The organism is Streptomyces sp. NPDC026246, assembly GCF_055567995.1.
Map to the genome: position 1 here is coordinate 23,314 of NZ_JBVHPJ010000018.1, position 16,839 is coordinate 40,152.

The window sequence follows — 16,839 nt, forward strand, 5'->3', positions numbered from 1 at the left end:
CCACGCGGGAGGACACCTCCGTCTGCCCCATGGGGCATCCCTCCGGTCGTGGCCGGGCGCCGGGGCAGCGGCGACGATGGCGCGATGATGGAGGCGGTGACCCTCTCGCTCGGGGCCTGGCTGAGGCGTTGCGTCCCGTACGCGACGCCGTCGTTCGAGGTCCCCGGGGCGGAACGGGCGGAGGCGGACGGACCGGTCCTCGTGCGGGTCTGGCTGTACGACGTGCGCGAGGAGAGCAGGGGCCGCGGCGGCGGGGTATTCCTGCGGGACGGCGCGGATCGTCCGGCGAGCGCCCGCGTGCAGCCGCTGCGCGTGCTGAGGTACTCGTACCGGCTGACCGCGCACGGCGGGGACTGGCAGGTACGGCAACGGGTACTCGGGGACGTCGTCGTGGCCGGAGCCGCCGAAGCGTGCCTGCCCGACGACCTCGTGCACGCCTCTTTCTCCGCCTTCGGTGCCGGGTCGCTGGCTCTCGTCGTGGCCCCGGCCGAGCCGGTGCCCGCACCGCCCGTTGTTCTGCCGTACGACGCTCCGCCCCTGCACCTGGCGGTCCTGGCGCCGCTCCGGCCGCCCGCCGACCACACGGTGGACCGCGCCCCCAGCCGGATCGACCTCGGCGTCCGCCGCACCGATACGCCGGACACCCCCGGCGCCCCGGCCGCTTCGGGAACCTCCGGCACCGGCTCCGGGCGCCGCCGGTCGGTGCCGGGGCAGCGACCGCGCATCGAGGAGCGTTCTCGGTGACGGCGCGCTGCCCGCAGGCGGCGGTGCGTCAGATGAGGCCCTCGCGAATCGCATAGGCCACGGCGTGTGATCGGTTGCGCAGTTGGAACCGGTGGGTGACGTCGTGCAGGACGTTCTTCACGGTCCGCTCCGAGTACGACAGTTGCCGCGCTATCTCTCGGGTGTCCAGCCCGGCGGCGACGAGGCGCAGGACGTCGCCCTCGCGGTCCGTGAGCCCGTTGAAGCGCAACCCACGCGGGGCCAGGATCTGCTGCTGCACCTGCGACACCTGCTTGAGCAGCCGTCCCAGTAAGTCCGGCGGCACCACTCCGGCGCCGCGGTGCACGGACGTGATGACCTGCACCAGACGGTCAGCCGTCGCCTCGCGCCGCCGCACCAGCCCAGCCACGCCGGACTCCACGGCAAGCATCAGACCGGCGTCGTCCAGTTCCGACACCACCGCGATGACCTCCTGCATGCCCTTGCCCCGGACCGCTCGCAGCAGATGCAACGCCTCTTCGTTCATCTCGTCGGCGACGATGAGCGCGACCGTGTCGGCGTTCGCCTGGGCGCCGTCCGCGATCCAGATCTCCGCCCGCGACTTCAACGCCGCGACGATCCCCGCCTCCGATATCGGATCCGACGTCCTCACGTGGACGAAGATGCGGTTGGTCGTCATGGTGGGCTCCTCGTGAGTCGAGCCCTCGGGCAGTGGCACTGTCCGGGACCGTTGTTCCTGGTTGCCCGATCAGCCTCCCTCGTGGACAGGGGCGGGACCATAGCCGTGGTCGGCTGTTTCATGGACCGAACCGGTGTTACCGGCCCGTAGGCGGCGTGGGTCGTCGGCAGACCGGCCCGCACCCGGCACCGGCGCGGGGGAGAGGGACCCGAACGGGCAGCCGGAAGGCCGCACTACCATCCCGCCCTCCCTGCGCGACCGCCCTCACGCCCGCTCTGGCGGGAGGGCGTGAGGCGGACGCACCGTCGAGCGTAAGAGCCCAGGAGGGGAGGCGACCGGCATGCCGAACACACAGGACGCCGTGCACGACGCCGTGCTGCGGGCCGTCGCGGCCGCTGTCGAACGGGCTTGGGAGACGGACCGCTTCACACTGGCCGGAGGCCTGCGCGCCGCCCTGGCCGAGGAGACAGGGTTACCCGCGTCTGACGCGGTCCGGCAGGTGTTCCAGCGCTACGGGCCGGCGCTGACCGCCCTTGTCCTGCGGTACGCGGGATCCGGTCCGGACGGTCTTCCGGCACCGCACGCGCGGCAGGAGGCCCATGCCGCGCTGCACGAAACGGTGGCCGCGCTGGTTGCGGATCTCATCGCCGCTGGCGTGGTCGCGCCGGCGGGTGCGGAGCCCGCTGCCGACGAGGCGTATGAGTCCCCGGCGGTGCACGAGGCGGTGCATGACGTGGCTCATGTCGTGGCGGCATCCGCCCTACGCGCCCCCGGGTCCTGGCCACAGGGTGAGGGGCACGCCTCCGACGGCCGGGACCGGTCGCCGGGGGCGTCGGCCCGCCGCCGGGCCCGGCGGGCCGAACTCGCCCTCCGGCAGGCGTGGCGTACGGTCGACGACGTCGACTGGGCCGCGGCCGGGGAAGCGAACCGCGCACTGCTCGCCGCACTGCAGTCCGGGCAGCGACTGGCCGTGCTGTGGGCCGCGGCCCCCGGCCGGCTCGTCGTCGGCAACGCCAACCCCTGCTATCCACCCCTGAGCGCGCTGACCGGTGTGCCGGGGGCCGGGGTCTTCGCCGGATCGGTGCAGCGGGGTGCCAACGCCGGCCCGCTGCGCCGGACCCCCACGGCCCGGGTGACCGGGCTGCCCGGGGAGGCGGGCGAGGAGGTCATCGCCGCGTTCGCCACGTATGGCTTCCGGGTGGTGCTGGTTCCCCCGTCCCGCTGGGACCGGTGAGGGCAACTGCCCGCCCGCTCACCCGTACGGGCAGCCGACGGGGTCCGCCCGGGTGCCCGCCGGGCCTGGTCACCCTGCCGGCGTTCGAGCACAGTGACGGCAACGGCCGGCCCACCGGCGGCCCCCGCCAACGCCCGCCCCTGCGCACGCCACCCGTGGAGGAGCCACGTGTCCGAGGCATCACCGCTCTACGACGACGTTCTGTACCGGTGGGAGCAATTCCCCACGGGTACTGAATGGCTGACCTTCGCCCAGTACGTTCATGAGTCCGACCTGGCACCTTACGCGTACTACTTCTACGAGTTCGACAACGTCTTGGCGCAGATGCCCGCCGACCGCGAGGACGAGACGCTGTACCGGCAGGACGTCGTGACCCGCTTCGTCTACTGGCTCGCAGGCGAGTTCGGCATCTACGGGCAGTGGCCCCCGGTCGAGCAGTACGCGCAGAGCACCGCACCCGTCCAGGCCGACCAGTACGCCCCGTATGCGCAGGCTGACCCGTACGGCCAGTACGCCGCGTACGACCCGGCGGCGCAGTACGCGGAGCAGACCGCCGCCCACGACCAGTACGCGCAGTACTCCGAGAACGAGCAGTACCCGCACCACCCCGAAGACGACCAGCACGCCTACTACCCCGAGCAGGATCCCCGCGGCCGCTCTGCCCAGGAGCACCAGGAGGACCCGTCCGGGACGGAGGAGCCCGTCCCCGCCGAGCACGCCCCGGCCGACGCCGCCGCGCTCGGGGAGCTGGTCGAGGCCGTGCTGGCGGCCACAAGCGACAGCGACGCCGCGGGCGAGCTCACCGAGCAGCACATCCAGCTGATCCAGGAGCACGGGCTCTCCCTGGAGGTCGACATCGACGAGCTGCCGCCCCTCAGCGGCGAGCCGGCGGCCTGACGGCATCCCGACACCCCAACCACGACCAGGAGGAGCGATGACCGTTATCCCCGCTCTCGCCGCGACAGGGCCGCTGGGCCTGGTGGCCACGTCCGCGGCCAGTCTCGCCTACTCGATCGTCAAGGACCTGAACAGCAGCCTCTCGTTCGAGGCGACCTCGGCTACTCCGCTCGACTCGGTGCCCGAGGTACTCAAGGACGCGCTCGTCGACGAGGACCTCGGCGAACGCGCCGTCTCGGGCCTGTTCTACACGCACAGCCGCTTCCAGCCGATCGTGCGCCAGGTCAAGCATCTGAGTGGGCTTCTGCACCGCCACCGCGAGGAGGTGCCGGAGGCGGTCAACCACAGCCACAGCATCTTCATGGTGCTGCCCCTGCGCATGTCCTACACCGCCGTCCGCCTCAACACCCGCCAGGCACAGGTGCAACTCATGGAGAAGGCGAACAAGTCCGGGGAGGCGGCGGACGCCGTCGACCTGGACGAGATTGTGCGAGCCGAGGAGCGCGTCGCCCAGATTCAGGCGCTGCTGGAGGGGCAGCGCTACGCGAACAACGCGGCCGCGCACAAGAGCTTCAAGCGTGAGATGGAGCAGCACCTGCGGAAGATCGAGACGTTCAAGGCACACCGCAAGGCGGCGGACCGGCTCCGCGTGGAGGCGGGCAAGGTGCGCCAGGCGAAACGCCGCGTCTACATGAAGAACTTCAAGATCCGCCCGCTGGAGCAGGTGGGGGGCGTCAAGGGGCGCACAGCGGCCGGCCTGCGGGGCAAGGGGACGATGGTCGTCACCCCGCGGCAGATGCCCTCGCCGGACGGCGGGCTGCCCCGGGACTTCGTCTCGGTGCAGTTCGACTGGCACGAGGACAACCTTTTCGGCCACTCCTACGACTGGCATGGCCGGATCGACCTGGGGTGCGACGACCAGGGCACCCCTCAGCTCGTCGGCGGCGACGGCAAGTTCCTCGAGAGGTTCCGGCAGACCGCGATCCTGTCGTGACCCGCTACTCCCTGACTGTCAAATCAATCAGCAAGAGAAAAGATCATGACATCGGAACGAGGCTCGCACGGATAACGGGCTGGACCCGATGCAGCCCCTGTGAGCTGCTCTTATGTTCATGTGCAGGAGGGCTCTACTCGACTCGATAGGTACTGAGTGGTCGATCAGTAAAACATCAATCGATGCGCCCATCCCTTGTGGTGGTGGTCTTAGGCGTGTTAGCAAGAGGCATGCCTCGTACTGCCTCGTTCTCGCAGGACGTCTACGACGTCGTCATCGTCGGTGGCGGCCACAACGGCCTTGTCGCCGCTTCCTACCTGGCCCGAGCGGGGCGCTCCGTGCTCCTGCTCGAACGGCTCGACACCACGGGCGGCGCCGCCGTGTCCACCCATGCCTTCGCCGGAGTGGACGCGCGGCTGTCGCGCTACTCCTACCTGGTCTCCTTGCTCCCGGAGAAGATCGTGCGGGAGCTCGGACTGCGCTTCCAGGTGCGCAAGCGGTCCATCTCGTCCTACACGCCAGCCGAGCGCGGCGGCCGTGCCACCGGCCTCTTGGTCGGCGGGGGGGAGGAGCGGACCCGGGCGGCGTTCCGGGACTTCACCGGCTCCGACTCCGAGTACACAGCCTGGCGTGACTTCTACGGCATGACCGGCCGAGTCGCCAAGCGAGTGTTCTCCACCCTCACCGAGCCGCTGCCGAGCCGGGAGGATCTGCGCGCCCGTATTGGCGACGACGACGCGTGGCGGATGTTGTTCGAGGAGCCCCTCGGTGTCGCGATCGAGGACCGTTTCAAGGACGACATCGTGCGCGGTGTGGTCCTCACCGACGGTCTGATCGGCACGTTCACCGACGCCCATGACCCCGGTCTCGCCCAGAACATCTGCTTCCTCTATCACGTCATTGGCGGGGAGACCGGTGACTGGGACGTGCCGGTCGGCGGCATGGGCGCCCTCACGGGGGAGCTGGCCCGAGTGGCCCGAGAGGCCGGAGCGGAGATCGTCACCGGTCACGAGGTCACCTGCATCGAGCCCGACGAGAAGCTCTCCGTGGTCACCTACGACAACGGCTCCGGCGAGTCGACCGTGGGAGCCCGCAAGGTCCTCGTCAACGCCTCGCCCGAGGCGCTTGCCGCCATGCTCGGCGACACGGTCGACGACCCGGCGGAGGGCGCACAGCTCAAGGTCAACATGCTGCTGCGGCGGCTGCCACGGCTGAGGGACACCTCCGTGGACCCCAAAGAGGCCTTCTCGGGCACCTTCCACATCTCCGAGAGCTACGACCAGTTGGCCCGTGCCTACCGTGAGGCCACTGACGGACGGCTCCCCTCGGCACCGCCGTCGGAGATTTACTGCCACTCGCTGACCGACCCCTCCATCCTCGGCCCCGAGCTGGCCGCCCAGGGCTACCAGACGCTGACCATGTTCGGACTGCACGTCCCCGCACGGCTGTTCGTCGAAGACAACGAAGCGGCCCGGGAGAGTCTCACCAAGGCCGCACTCGCCGAGCTCGACTCGGTGCTGGACGAGCCGATCGCCGACTGTCTCGCGCTGGACGAGGACGGCCGCCCCTGCATCGAGGCCAAGACGCCCCTCGACCTGGAGGACGAGCTGCGGCTGCCAGGAGGCAACATCTTCCACCGCTCGCTGGCCTTCCCACACGCGACCGATACGACAGGCCGCTGGGGCGTGGAGACGCCCTACCCCAATGTGCTGCTGTGCGGCGCCGGCGCGGTGCGCGGCGGTGGCGTCAGCGGCATCCCCGGTCACAATGCCGCGATGGCCGCACTCGGGGAATGACCTCACTCGCCATGATGTGAACAGAGGAGGACGGATGGCCGGCGCACTGCGACGGGGAGCGGATCACCACCGTACGGCCGGCCACCGGACCGCTGCCGGAGAAGGCGCGGTTGTACGGAGTGCACGCCGCCGCCAACTCACACGGCACCGACCGCATCATGCGGGCGATTGTCCGGGACGTTGCTTCATCGAGCACGGACGGAACCGGGCGACGAGAGCATGGAGCTGATGCCGCATCACGGCATCTGCCCGTCCCCCATCATCCGGAGTGGAGCGACTGGTCCTGGCGGGATTTCGCCGAGGCCGTTCCGGCCGGGTGCGGAGTTGGGCCCGGTACGGCGCGCCGTCATGAAGGGTGGTCACGTCTTGCGCAACGACCCCAGAATGCTCGGATCGCCTGCGCGATCCTAGGGATTCTCCCTGTTCCCCCAGGATAGAGCGGTGAGCGAGCCTGGGAACAGGCCGGGCTTTCCCGAATCGGCGGCGCGTCCGGCCCTTCAAACGCTCACTTGCTTTGATCACTTCGGGGAGTAAGAGTAACTGTCTGATTATCCCTCGTTATAGTGTTCCAATCCTCGCCTTTCGCGTTCGCCCGCGCAATGCGAGAGTTGCAGAGTGCTGGGCGAACGGAGGAACGGGAGCTGAGTGTGGCACCCTATCGCCGCACCGTGATGTCCTCGCAGGTGCATGCGGTCAGCCCTGTCATGTAAGCCGCCGGGTGAGGTCTCACGGAACACTTCATGACATTGGACAGTCAGTATTCGGTTCTCGGCCTATCGATGAAACTTGACGCGAGAAAGCGGGTCGCGCGGTGTGCCGACGGAACCTTCCGGACATCTGCCTCGACGGCGCGACGGAGCCAACGGTGACCGATCGGACACGCGATACGCGGATTTCGACCGTCCTGGCGCTCCTCTCCCAGCGCGGAGAAATCCAGGTGCGCTTCCTGCCGACGATCCTCGGAGTCTCGGGGGCCACCGTGCGCCGAGATCTCGCGGTGATGGAGGAGAAAGGGCTTATCCGCCGCTCCTACGGAAAGATCGTCGCCGCCCGGCGCGGCGCGGAGCTGCCCGTCAGTCTGCGCCGCTCACAGAACACCGAGGCCAAGCGGCGTATCGGTGCGCTTGCCTCGACCCTCATACCGAACCGGCCGCTCACCATGGCGCTCAGCGGCGGCAGCACCGTCGGGTTCGTCGCCAACAGTCTTGCCGGCCGCCCGGACCTGACGGTTGTGACGAACGGGCTCGACACGGCGACATCCCTCATGGCCCGCCAGGTGGTCAGCGTCGTGGTCACCGGGGGCACCGCGCGGCCGCTTTCCAACGACCTCGTCGGGCGGGCCGCCGAGAAGACGTTGCGTTCCTATCAATTTGACTTCGCCATCGTCGGTGTGGACGGAATCAGCCCGGAGGTGGGCTTCACCCGGCACAGTGCGCGGGGTGCGGAGATCGACCGGATCATGCTGGAGCAGGCACAGTATAAAATTGTCGTCGCGGACAGTTCGAAACTCGGGCGAGTGCATCAGGCGAAAATCGCGGATGTCGGCTCCATTCACACGCTGGTCACGGACTCGCAGGCGAGCACGGAGATAGTCGCCTCGCTCAGGAAGAGCGGAGTGAACACCACGCTGGTAGTCATTCCCGCGTCGATGAAGAGCAGCCGAAATCGTTTTTCTTAGATCTTCGGACTCTCGAATTCGGGATTCACGCTGTATCTGACAAGCCCGGAATCCGCGGACGTCGCGGGCTCGGCGGGCGAGGGAAGGACGTCTGCGTCATGGCGCTGACCGCCATGGCGTCCCGTACCCGGGCGGACAGCCGGGGGGACGCCGAACTGCTCCGGGCCGTCCGTGGCGGACAGGGCCCGTTGTTCGAAGTGATCCACCGACGCCACGGAGAGGCCGCCCTCGCCTATGCTCTGACCTGCACCCAATCCATCCAGGTGGCGAAGGACCTGGTCTCATCGGCGTTTGACTACCTCCGCGACCGGATACTTTCCCCCGTCCCGCTGGAGCAGGGCCGCCATTCGGGGTGTGCTCGGCTCCAGCTGCTGGAGCTGGTCCGTCTGGCCGCGGTGACCCGGGCCCTGAGGTCCCCCCACTCCTTCCTGCCGGAGTTCACCCGGTGGATCCGCGAGGGTTCCATGTGGCCGATGCTCGACGACGGCCAGCTCGCCCTCGCTTACGAGCAGTTGCCTCCCACGGATCAGTGCCTGCTGTGGCATGCCCTGGCCGAGGGGGACGACGAGTCGGATATCGCGGCGATCAGCGGGCTGTCCGGGGCCGAGCTGGCCCGCGGCCTGCAACACGCGAATGAGACCCTGCGGCAGGTCCGCATAGGTCTGTACTGCGAGCGGATGGAGAACGCCGACTGCCTGGAGTACCTCCAGTCCGTCACCGACTTCCCCGGGACGTCCCTGGATCCTGCGGTCGCCGACCATCTGGGCAACTGTCCGCGCTGCTTCGCGCTGTACGAGGACCTCCTCGACCTGGACGCCCGCGCCTCGCGACATCTGCCGCTCCGGCTGCTGGGGTGGTGGCCGGTACACGAGTACCAGGCCAACAAGAAGCAAGTGCGCGACCCTTCGTTCGCCTTTTCCAAGCGTCCCCGTCGTGACGCCGCACCCACTGCCGGCATCCCGGCCGCGGGCGGGGCCCGCCACCGCAAGCCGTCGGCATACCGCAGGTTCATGACGCCGGTGAACCGGCGCCGGGCTGTGGCTCTCGCGGTCGCGTCAGGAGTACTGGCCGGCACGGCGCTGACCGTGCAGTGGGCCGTCGGCCCCGACACCGGCCCCGAGCTGGGACCCGGATTCCCGGGACCCTTACCGTCCGCACCGGACGTCTCCGAGCCTCCGGCCGAAGGAGAGGTTCTCGCCGACACGTTCTCCTACTCGCAGGGGCCGGTGACACCGGCCCCGACGGGTGAGCCGCACGCCCTGCGGCTCAGCGACGGCACACAACTCGGTTACGATTACCCACGGTTCGACACGGCGCGCTACGACCGGCTAGGTGTGCGTGTCTCCTCGCTCACCGAGCAGGCGCGACGGCTGGACTTCTATGCGGGAACGGGCAACGGCAGGCTATGGGCTACCGTCGACCTGATGTCGACGGGCGCCGACGGGGAGCCGGTCGAGGTCACCGTCAAGCCGCTGCCAGGACGCCAAAATCTGCGGGTCGTGGCCCGGTGCGAGGATGAGCGCCCCTGCGTCACCCTGCACTCCTTCCGCCTGAGGCGCTCCGAGCCCGGGCCGGACCGCTCGGGCAGTGCGACGTTCAGGTGAACGTTGCCTCGATGGCGGTGAGGTTATGTTCCACGACGGCCTGAGCGGCGTGCCGAGGGGTGACACCCCTGGCTTCGGCGCTGTTGAGCATGTTTCGGGTGAGCTGGCGCATGGCTGCGCGGACCATGGCATGGGCCTCGTCGGAGTCGGCTCCGATGTCGCCGAACAAGGTCCACCACCACCAGGCGTTGGTGGCGGAGTTGACCACGAAGTCCGGCAGGACCGTCACCCCTCGGGCGTGTAGCGCCGCCTCGGCCTCGGGCAACACCGGCATGTTCGCCGCCTCGGCGATCACCCGGGCCGTGATCCGGTGTTGATCGGCCGGTGTGACGCAGTAGGAGATTGCCGCTGGCACCAGGACGTCACACTCGATGTCGAGCCAGGTGTCGCCGTCTGCCTCGGTATCCTGCGGGCGCAACTGCCTGCGGTCGACGGCACCGAAGGCGTCACGGGTGAGCAGCAACCGCTCCACGTCGAGACCCTCGGGGTTGGCGACGACACCGTGCGCGTCGGCGATGGCCACCACCTTCACGCCCGCCCGGACGAGATAGCGGGCGGTGGCGCCGCCCATGGACCCGAAGCCCTGCACGACCGCGCGGGCAGTGCTGTGCTGCAGACCGATGCGGTCCATGGCCGTCAGGGCGGATTCGGCAACGCCCAGTCCGCCGACGAGTTCGGGCAGGGGCACTCCGTCGACGGTGACGGCGAACGCATCCGCGAGCCGCAGCCGGGCCGTCACCGGATCGTCCAGCAATGGGTAGATCGCTTCGATGGTGCTGTCCAGGCCGAGCCCGGCCGCCGCCTCGTCGACGCTCTCCTGCCGGACCCCCAGGTCCTCGCCCGTTGTCCAGTAGTCACGCAGCAGCGGCTTGATCCCCTGGAGGAACCGGCCGAGTACCTCCTGGCTCCCGGGGGCGCGCGGATTGAAATCGATGCCGCCCTTGGCGCCGCCGAGCGGGATGTACCGCCTGTCCGGGTCGTAGTGCAGCGCCTCCTTGCGGGTCATCCCCGCGGCGAGCCCGCGCACTTCGTCCAGCGTGCAGCCGTCCCGCATGCGCAGTCCGCCGCTCGCCACGCCGCGGATGAGCCGGTCGATGACCACGAAGCCCTGCCGGCCGGTGACCGGATCGGTCCAGACGACCTCCAGATACGGTCTGCGGGTGGTCGTGGCACTGGAGTTGGTGGTGGTGGCAGTCATGCTTCTTCCGTCCCTTTGCCCGGTGTGGGGCGATGTCGAGGCAGGGGTATGGTGCGGGCCGGCGGCCGGTCAGGTCATCCAGTTGACCGGGTGGTCCGGGTCCGTGAGGGCCGGCCGGTTCATGCGGAAGGGCGTGTACGGCGTGGTGGCGCCGAGCGCCGGATCGCTGGCGAGCTCGGCCAGCATTCGGCCCAGAGTCGGGGCGAACTTATAGGCGTGCCCTGCACCGAGACCGACCAGGATGCGTTCCGCCCCCGGCACGGCGCCCAGCACGAAGTCACGGTCGGGGGTGAGCGTGTACAGACAGCGCTTGGAGCGCACGGGGGCACCGCTGCCCGGGAAGGTCGCCGCCATGAAGGACGACAGCCGTTCCAGCATGACCGGATCGGTGGTGCCGGTGCGGGTTTCCGGGGTGACCTCGGGCCCGCCGCAGTCCTCACCGGCCTTGACAGTGGCTTCGCCGTAGCAGGGGAAGCCGAAGAAGCTCGGGTCGTCGAGCCAGATCCACACGGGGAACAGTTCGGGGGCGTACTGGGCCGGGTCGGCCGGCTCGAAGTAGGTGATCTGCTGGTCGAGGACCGTGAGCGGGATCGCGGCGCCCAATGGCTCCAGCAGCCTGTTGGTCCACGCGTCGCCGCACAGCACCACCTTCTCGGCTGAGAACCGCCCAGCGGGCGTCACCACCTCGACGCCGTTCGCCCCATGGTGAACCTCCGTGACCGGGGTGCGGTCCATCAGTACGGCGCCCGACCGCACCGCCAGGCGCTGCATCGCGGCGACCGACTGCGCCGCCGGGACGATGGAGGTGCGCTCCTGGTAGAGGGTGGAGGTCCCGTCCGGGAGCCTTACCTGGGGCCAGCGGGCGCGGACCTCGTCGACGTCGAGCACTTCGTAGGGCAGCCGCTCGCTGTCCAGGCTCTTGGTGTAGTCGTCCAGGGGCAGTGCCGAGCCTTCGGGGCACAGGTCGATCCCGCCGGTGGTGGTCACCAGCGTTTCCCCGGACTCCTCTTCCAGCGTGGCCCAGTCTGCGTAGGCGTGGTGGGTGAGCCGGACGTAGTCGGGCCGGTGGTAGCTGTGCCGGAGGATCCGGGAGGTGTCGTGGGAGGCCCCGCGGTCGTGCCCGAACGCGAACTGTTCAAGCCCGAGGACGCGGCGTCCGGAGCGGGCGAGATGCCAGGCTGCCGCTGATCCCAGTCCCCCCAGGCCGATGACGACGACGTCGAAGGTCCGGGTACCTGCGTGAGCGCTCATGGAGGTCCTTTTGGCTGCGCAGAGGCGGTGCTGCCCGGAAGGGGCCGTGGCGCGTCGGCCGGGCATGGCCCCCCGCGGGTGGCGACGGTACGTCGACCATGGCGGACCGAAGTGGGGATGTCAATAGATTCCGAGTCTCTTGCTGACTCACCAGTCAGTCATCACTCCCGGGGCATGCTGGGGATGAGAGGCCATTGACATGGCGCAGGCCGACACCTCACGATCCGTCTTACTGACTGTGCCACCAGTCAGTAGCGACCTCCGGTCCGCCGGTCTTCTTCGAAAGAGGAGTCGAGATTCATGACCGACCCGCCAGCAGCCGGCAACCCCTCACTCGCCGTGTTCCGCGATCCGGCGTCGGTGGCCGTCGTCGGCGCCTCGTCAAACCCGGCCAAGTGGGGCCACTGGCTCGCCCGCGGCGCCCTCGCGGGCCGCGACCACCGGTCCGTCTACCTCGTCACCTGCGGCGGCGGAGACATCCTCGGCACCCCGACCGCGCCCACGCTCGCAGCGCTGCCCGAGGTGCCTGACCTCGTCGCCGTGTGCGTGCCCGCCCCGCACGTCGCCCCCGTGATCGACGAAGCCCTCGGTCTCGGCGTGCGTGGCATCCTCGGCATCACCGCCGGTGTCCCCGACACGGCCGCGCTGGCCGCTCGCATCACCGACGCCGGAGCCAGGATCATCGGCCCGAGCAGCCTTGGCCTGTACGACGCCGAGGCCCGACTGCACATCGCCTGGGGAGACTTCCAGCCCGGCAGACTGGCCATCGTCTCCCAGAGCGGCCAGGTCGGCAGCGAACTGGCCCAGCTGGCCCGGACGGCCGGTCTGGGCGTCTCCCGCTTCGTCTCGGTCGGCGGCCAGTCGGACGTCACCATGGCGGAGCTGCTCGACGATCTCGCCGATCACGCATCCACGGCCGTGGTCGCCCTGTACGCCGAGGGTTTTGACGACGGAGAGCGCGTCTTCGCCGCCATACGACGGCTGCGCCGGGCGGGCAAACCGGTGCTCGTACTGAGCGCCGGGGACAGTGAGGCGGGCGCCCGCGCCGCCCGTTCCCACACCAGCGCCCTCACTTCCCCGGCAGAGCTCGTCGACGCGGCCTGCCGCGCCGCGGGGGCCCTGCGCGTGCCCACTCCCGCCGCGCTGGTCGACGTGGCCGCCTGCGTCGCCGCGGGCACGCCTCCCCGTGGCCGGCGCATCGCCGTGCTCAGCGACAGCGGCGGACAGGCAGCGCTAGCCGCCGACTGCGCCCACCGCGACGGACTCACCGTCCCCCGGCTGAGCACCCGGCTCGCCGGTGAAATCGGCGCCCTGCTGCCGGATACTGCCGCCACCGACAACCCGGTCGACCTAGCCGGCGCGGGAGAGCAGAACCTGTCCAGCTACACCGCGGTCGCCCGTGCCCTGTTGCGCTCCGGAGAGGTCGACAGCGTCCTGATGTCGGGATACTTCGGCCGCTATGGACTGGACAGCGCCCTCCTGGCCGCGGCCGAGCAGGACGAGGCCGCTGCCCTGGCCGCGCTGCCGGTCACTTACGGGCGGGCCCTCGTGATGCACTCCATGGGCGCCGACGGCGAGGCCGCTGATCTGCTGCGCGACCTCGGTGTGCCCGTGTTCCCCACCGTCGGCGCCGCCTCGGGCGCCCTGGCCGGCGCCATCGAACTGGACGCCCGGCCAGTGCGGGAGCGCACTCCTGCCGCCCCCGATACCTCCGCCCCCACCGGTTTCTGGGAGACCCGGGCCGACCTGCTCGCCGCCGGGATCGCCTTCCCCGAGGCGCGCCGGGTACGCGACCGGGCACATCTGCTCGCCGCCTTTGCCGATTTGAGGCCGCCGTTCGTCCTGAAAGCGCCCTGGCTCGAGCACAAGACCGAGGCCGGCGGGGTGCGCGTCGGCCTCGCCGACGCCGCCGCGGCGACCGCGGCCTTCGACGAGATGCGCACCCGCCTGGGCGAGGGCGTCTACCTGCTGGAGGAGCAGGACGTCCGCCGCGATGTCACCGAGCTGATCGTCGGCGCCCGCCGCGCACCCGGGATCGGCCCGGTCGTCACCGTCGGCGCCGGCGGCACCCGGGCCGAGCTGCACCGCGACACCGTCACCGAGTGCGCACCCGTCTCCCCGGAACAGGCCCGGGCGATGATCCTCCGGCTGCGCTGCGCCCCCCTGCTCACCGGCTGGCGCGGAGCGCCCCCAGCCGACCTGGACTCCCTCGTGCATGCCGTAGTGGCGGTCTCCCGCCTCATCACCCGGTACCGGGACGACCGGATCGAAATGGAGATCAACCCGCTGCGGGTCGGTCCCGAGGGAGCCGTCGCCGTCGACGCTCTGCTGCTCGCCCCGGCCGACGGCCCGGGCCACGACATAAAGGGAGAAACATGAGCCACCTGACTCATCCGCAGGAGTTCGCTGGACGGGTGGCCCTGGTCACCGGCGGCGGCTCGGGCATCGGTCGGGCCGTCGCCCAACGCTGGGCCGCGGGCGGCGGGCACGTCACCGTGCTGGGCCGCCGCGAAGACGCGCTGAACGAGACCGTGAAACTGATCAAGGCCGCCGGCGGCAGCGCCGACTCCGTCGCCTGCGACGTCCGTGACGCCGCCGCGGTCGACACCGTGGTGGACACCGTGGCACAGCGGCACGGGCGGCTCGACGCCCTGGTCAACAACGCCGCCGGCAACTTCGTCGTGCCCGGGGAGAAGCTCTCCCCGGGCGGCTGGAAGGCCGTCATCGACATCGTGCTCAACGGCACCTTTCACTGCACCCGGGCCGCCGCCCGGCACATGCTCGACCAGGGCAACGGCGCCGTCCTCAACGTCATCGCCAGCTACGCATGGCACGGCCACCCCGGCACCGTGCACAGCGCCGCCGCGAAAGCCGGCGTGCTCGCCATGACCCGCACCCTTGCGGTGGAGTGGGCCCCACGAGGCGTGCGGCTCAACTGCCTGGCTCCCGGCCCGACCGAGACCGAGGGCGCCTCGGCGGCCCTGTGGCCCACCGAGGACGCCCGCGCCCGCGTCCTCGACAGCGTGCCCGCCGCGCGCTTCACCACTCCCGAGGAAGTGGCCGGGACCGCAGCGTTCCTGCTGGGCGACGGCGCCGCCTACATCACCGGCGAGGTGCTCACCGTCGACGGCGGGCAGTGGCTCGGCAAGCCCGTCTACACGGATCCCGGAGCCGGAGCATGACCGAGAAGCTCACCGGGGGCGAGGCGCTCGTCGCGGCGCTGCGTGCCCACGGCACGCACACCGTCTTCGGTATCCCCGGCACCCACAACCTGCCCATCTACGCGGCCCTCGCCCGCTACGGCATCCGCCCTGTCACACCCCGGCACGAGCAGGGCGCCGGCTTCGCCGCCGACGGCTGGGCCCGCGCCTCGGGGCGGCCCGGTGTCTGCCTGACCACCACAGGTCCGGCCCTGCTCAACGCCGCCACCGCCGCGGCACAGGCCTACTCCGACTCCGTGCCCGTGCTGTTCCTCTCCCCGGGCCTGCCGCTGCGGCACCCCGGACGGGGCAATGGGTACCTGCACGAGGTGAAGAACCAGCGAGGCGCGCTGGACGCCGTCGTCGCCTACAGCCACCGGGTCACCGCCGTGGATGAGATCCCCGTCGCGGTCACCCGGGCGTTCGCCGCGATGACCACCGGGCGGCCCCGTCCCGTGCATCTGGAGATTCCCCTGGACCTGCTCGACGAACAGGCCGAGGTCACGCTCGTCGAGCCGGTCACGGTACCGCCCCTTGCCCCGTCCCTGCCGGACGTCAGGGCCACTGCGCGGATCCTCGCCGACGCCGTGCGGCCGGTCGTCGTCGCGGGCGGCGGCAGCAACGGCGCTGCGCCGGAACTGCGCACCCTGGCCGAACGGCTGGGCGCGCCCGTCGTCACCACCGCCAATGGCAAAGGCGTCCTGCCCGACGACCACCCCTTGGCCGTCGGTGCCGGACTGCACCACCAGGCCGTGCACGAGCTGGTGCGCGACAGCGACGCCGTGATCGCGGTGGGCACGGAACTCGCCCCCAGCGACCTGTGGTTCGGGCCGCTCGACATCCCCGGACCGCTGATCCGCATCGACGCCGACGCCGAAGCCGTCACCGCCAACGCCCTGCCCGACGTCGCCCTCGTCGCCGATGCCGCCCTCGCCCTCGGCTCGCTTCTGGAGCATTTGATCCGCCCCGGTGCGGCGGCCCGGGGCGTCGAGCGCGCCGCACGGGCCCGCGAGCACCATCGAAACCAGGCCCGCACCGAGGGCACCACCCACCTGGGCCTGACCCGCGCCCTGGCCACGACCCTGGGACGCGAGGGTGTTCTGGCCGGCGACTCCACCATGGCCTGCTACTACGGCGCCCTGTCCAACCTGCCCGCCTACACACCCCGTTCATTCCTCTATCCGACGGGTCTGGGCACCCTCGGCTACGGGCTGCCCGCCGCCATCGGGGCGAAGCTGGCCCGCCCCGAGGTACCCGTGATCGCCCTGCACGGCGACGGCGGAGTGATGTTCACCGTGCAGGAACTGGCCACCGCCGCGCAGCTGGAACTCCCGCTGCCCGTTGTCGTCGTGGACAACGGCGGCTACGGCGAGATACGCGACGAGATGGCCGCCCGCGACGAACCCGTCCACGCCGTGGACCTGCCGCCAGTGGACTTCGCCCTGGCAGCCCGCGCCATGGGCTGCCACGGCGTACGCGTCGACGACGAGGAACAGCTGGTCCGCGCACTGGGCGCGGCCCTGGAGGCCGACCGGCCCACCCTGATCCACCTGATGGAACCGGCCGCCGCCTGAGATTGGAGCAG

The 16,839-nt window shown here is 70.5% G+C and carries 13 protein-coding genes; 10 read left to right on the forward strand and 3 right to left on the reverse strand.

All coding sequences use genetic code 11. From position 1 onward, the window contains the following. Positions 1-84: 84 nt before the first annotated feature. Positions 85-744 (forward strand): Pvc16 family protein, encoded by a 660-nt coding sequence (locus ACZ4M5_RS31900; protein ID WP_467742066.1) that lies wholly within the window; start codon positions 85-87, stop codon positions 742-744. 28 nt (positions 745-772) lie between these two features. On the opposite strand, the gene ACZ4M5_RS31905 is transcribed toward ACZ4M5_RS31900, so the two are convergent. Then, positions 773-1,402 carry a helix-turn-helix transcriptional regulator gene (locus tag ACZ4M5_RS31905; RefSeq protein WP_467742068.1) on the reverse strand — a complete coding sequence of 210 codons (630 nt, stop codon included), beginning with the start codon at positions 1,400-1,402 and terminating at the stop codon, positions 773-775. A 340-nt stretch (positions 1,403-1,742) separates the two neighbouring features. On the opposite strand from ACZ4M5_RS31905, the gene ACZ4M5_RS31910 reads away from it, so the two are divergent. From ACZ4M5_RS31910 to ACZ4M5_RS31935, 6 genes are all read left to right on the forward strand, one after another. Continuing rightward, the gene (locus tag ACZ4M5_RS31910; protein ID WP_467742070.1) at positions 1,743-2,636 is read left to right on the forward strand and encodes a hypothetical protein; all 894 of its coding nucleotides are present in this window, start codon (positions 1,743-1,745) and stop codon (positions 2,634-2,636) included. A 168-nt stretch (positions 2,637-2,804) separates the two neighbouring features. Next, positions 2,805-3,533: a hypothetical protein gene (locus tag ACZ4M5_RS31915; protein ID WP_467742072.1), complete on the forward strand. Its 729-nt coding sequence runs from the start codon at positions 2,805-2,807 to the stop codon at positions 3,531-3,533. A gap of 37 nt (positions 3,534-3,570) precedes the next feature. Further along, complete coding sequence (locus ACZ4M5_RS31920; protein WP_467742074.1) at positions 3,571-4,527, forward strand: hypothetical protein; 957 nt, start codon at positions 3,571-3,573, stop codon at positions 4,525-4,527. 230 nt (positions 4,528-4,757) lie between these two features. Further along, positions 4,758-6,323 carry a phytoene desaturase family protein gene (locus ACZ4M5_RS31925; RefSeq protein WP_467742076.1) on the forward strand — a complete coding sequence of 522 codons (1,566 nt, stop codon included), beginning with the start codon at positions 4,758-4,760 and terminating at the stop codon, positions 6,321-6,323. Positions 6,324-7,188: 865 nt separating this feature from the next. Then, positions 7,189-8,001 (forward strand): DeoR/GlpR family DNA-binding transcription regulator, encoded by an 813-nt coding sequence (locus ACZ4M5_RS31930; RefSeq protein WP_467742078.1) that lies wholly within the window; start codon positions 7,189-7,191, stop codon positions 7,999-8,001. A 98-nt stretch (positions 8,002-8,099) separates the two neighbouring features. Beyond that, positions 8,100-9,605, forward strand: coding sequence for a hypothetical protein (locus tag ACZ4M5_RS31935; RefSeq protein ID WP_467742080.1), 1,506 nt, complete (start codon positions 8,100-8,102; stop codon positions 9,603-9,605). Here ACZ4M5_RS31935 and ACZ4M5_RS31940 read toward each other — a convergent pair. Together ACZ4M5_RS31940 and solA are read right to left on the reverse strand one after the other, a co-directional pair. Continuing rightward, positions 9,598-10,803 (reverse strand): Glu/Leu/Phe/Val dehydrogenase dimerization domain-containing protein, encoded by a 1,206-nt coding sequence (locus ACZ4M5_RS31940; protein WP_467742082.1) that lies wholly within the window; start codon positions 10,801-10,803, stop codon positions 9,598-9,600. The genes ACZ4M5_RS31935 and ACZ4M5_RS31940 overlap by 8 nt on opposite strands. Before the next feature lie 69 nt (positions 10,804-10,872). Beyond that, positions 10,873-12,054: an N-methyl-L-tryptophan oxidase gene (solA, locus tag ACZ4M5_RS31945; protein ID WP_467742084.1), complete on the reverse strand. Its 1,182-nt coding sequence runs from the start codon at positions 12,052-12,054 to the stop codon at positions 10,873-10,875. 300 nt (positions 12,055-12,354) lie between these two features. Between solA and ACZ4M5_RS31950 the strand changes: the two genes are divergently transcribed. The 3 genes from ACZ4M5_RS31950 to ACZ4M5_RS31960 are packed head-to-tail and all read left to right on the forward strand — an operon-like array spanning position 12,355 to position 16,828. Continuing rightward, positions 12,355-14,433 (forward strand): acetate--CoA ligase family protein, encoded by a 2,079-nt coding sequence (locus ACZ4M5_RS31950; RefSeq protein WP_467742086.1) that lies wholly within the window; start codon positions 12,355-12,357, stop codon positions 14,431-14,433. Next, positions 14,430-15,236: an SDR family oxidoreductase gene (locus ACZ4M5_RS31955; RefSeq protein WP_467742088.1), complete on the forward strand. Its 807-nt coding sequence runs from the start codon at positions 14,430-14,432 to the stop codon at positions 15,234-15,236. Before ACZ4M5_RS31950 ends, ACZ4M5_RS31955 begins: the two co-directional genes overlap by 4 nt. After that, positions 15,233-16,828, forward strand: coding sequence for a 5-guanidino-2-oxopentanoate decarboxylase (locus ACZ4M5_RS31960; RefSeq protein WP_467742090.1), 1,596 nt, complete (start codon positions 15,233-15,235; stop codon positions 16,826-16,828). Before ACZ4M5_RS31955 ends, ACZ4M5_RS31960 begins: the two co-directional genes overlap by 4 nt. The last annotated feature ends 11 nt before the right edge of the window (positions 16,829-16,839 follow it).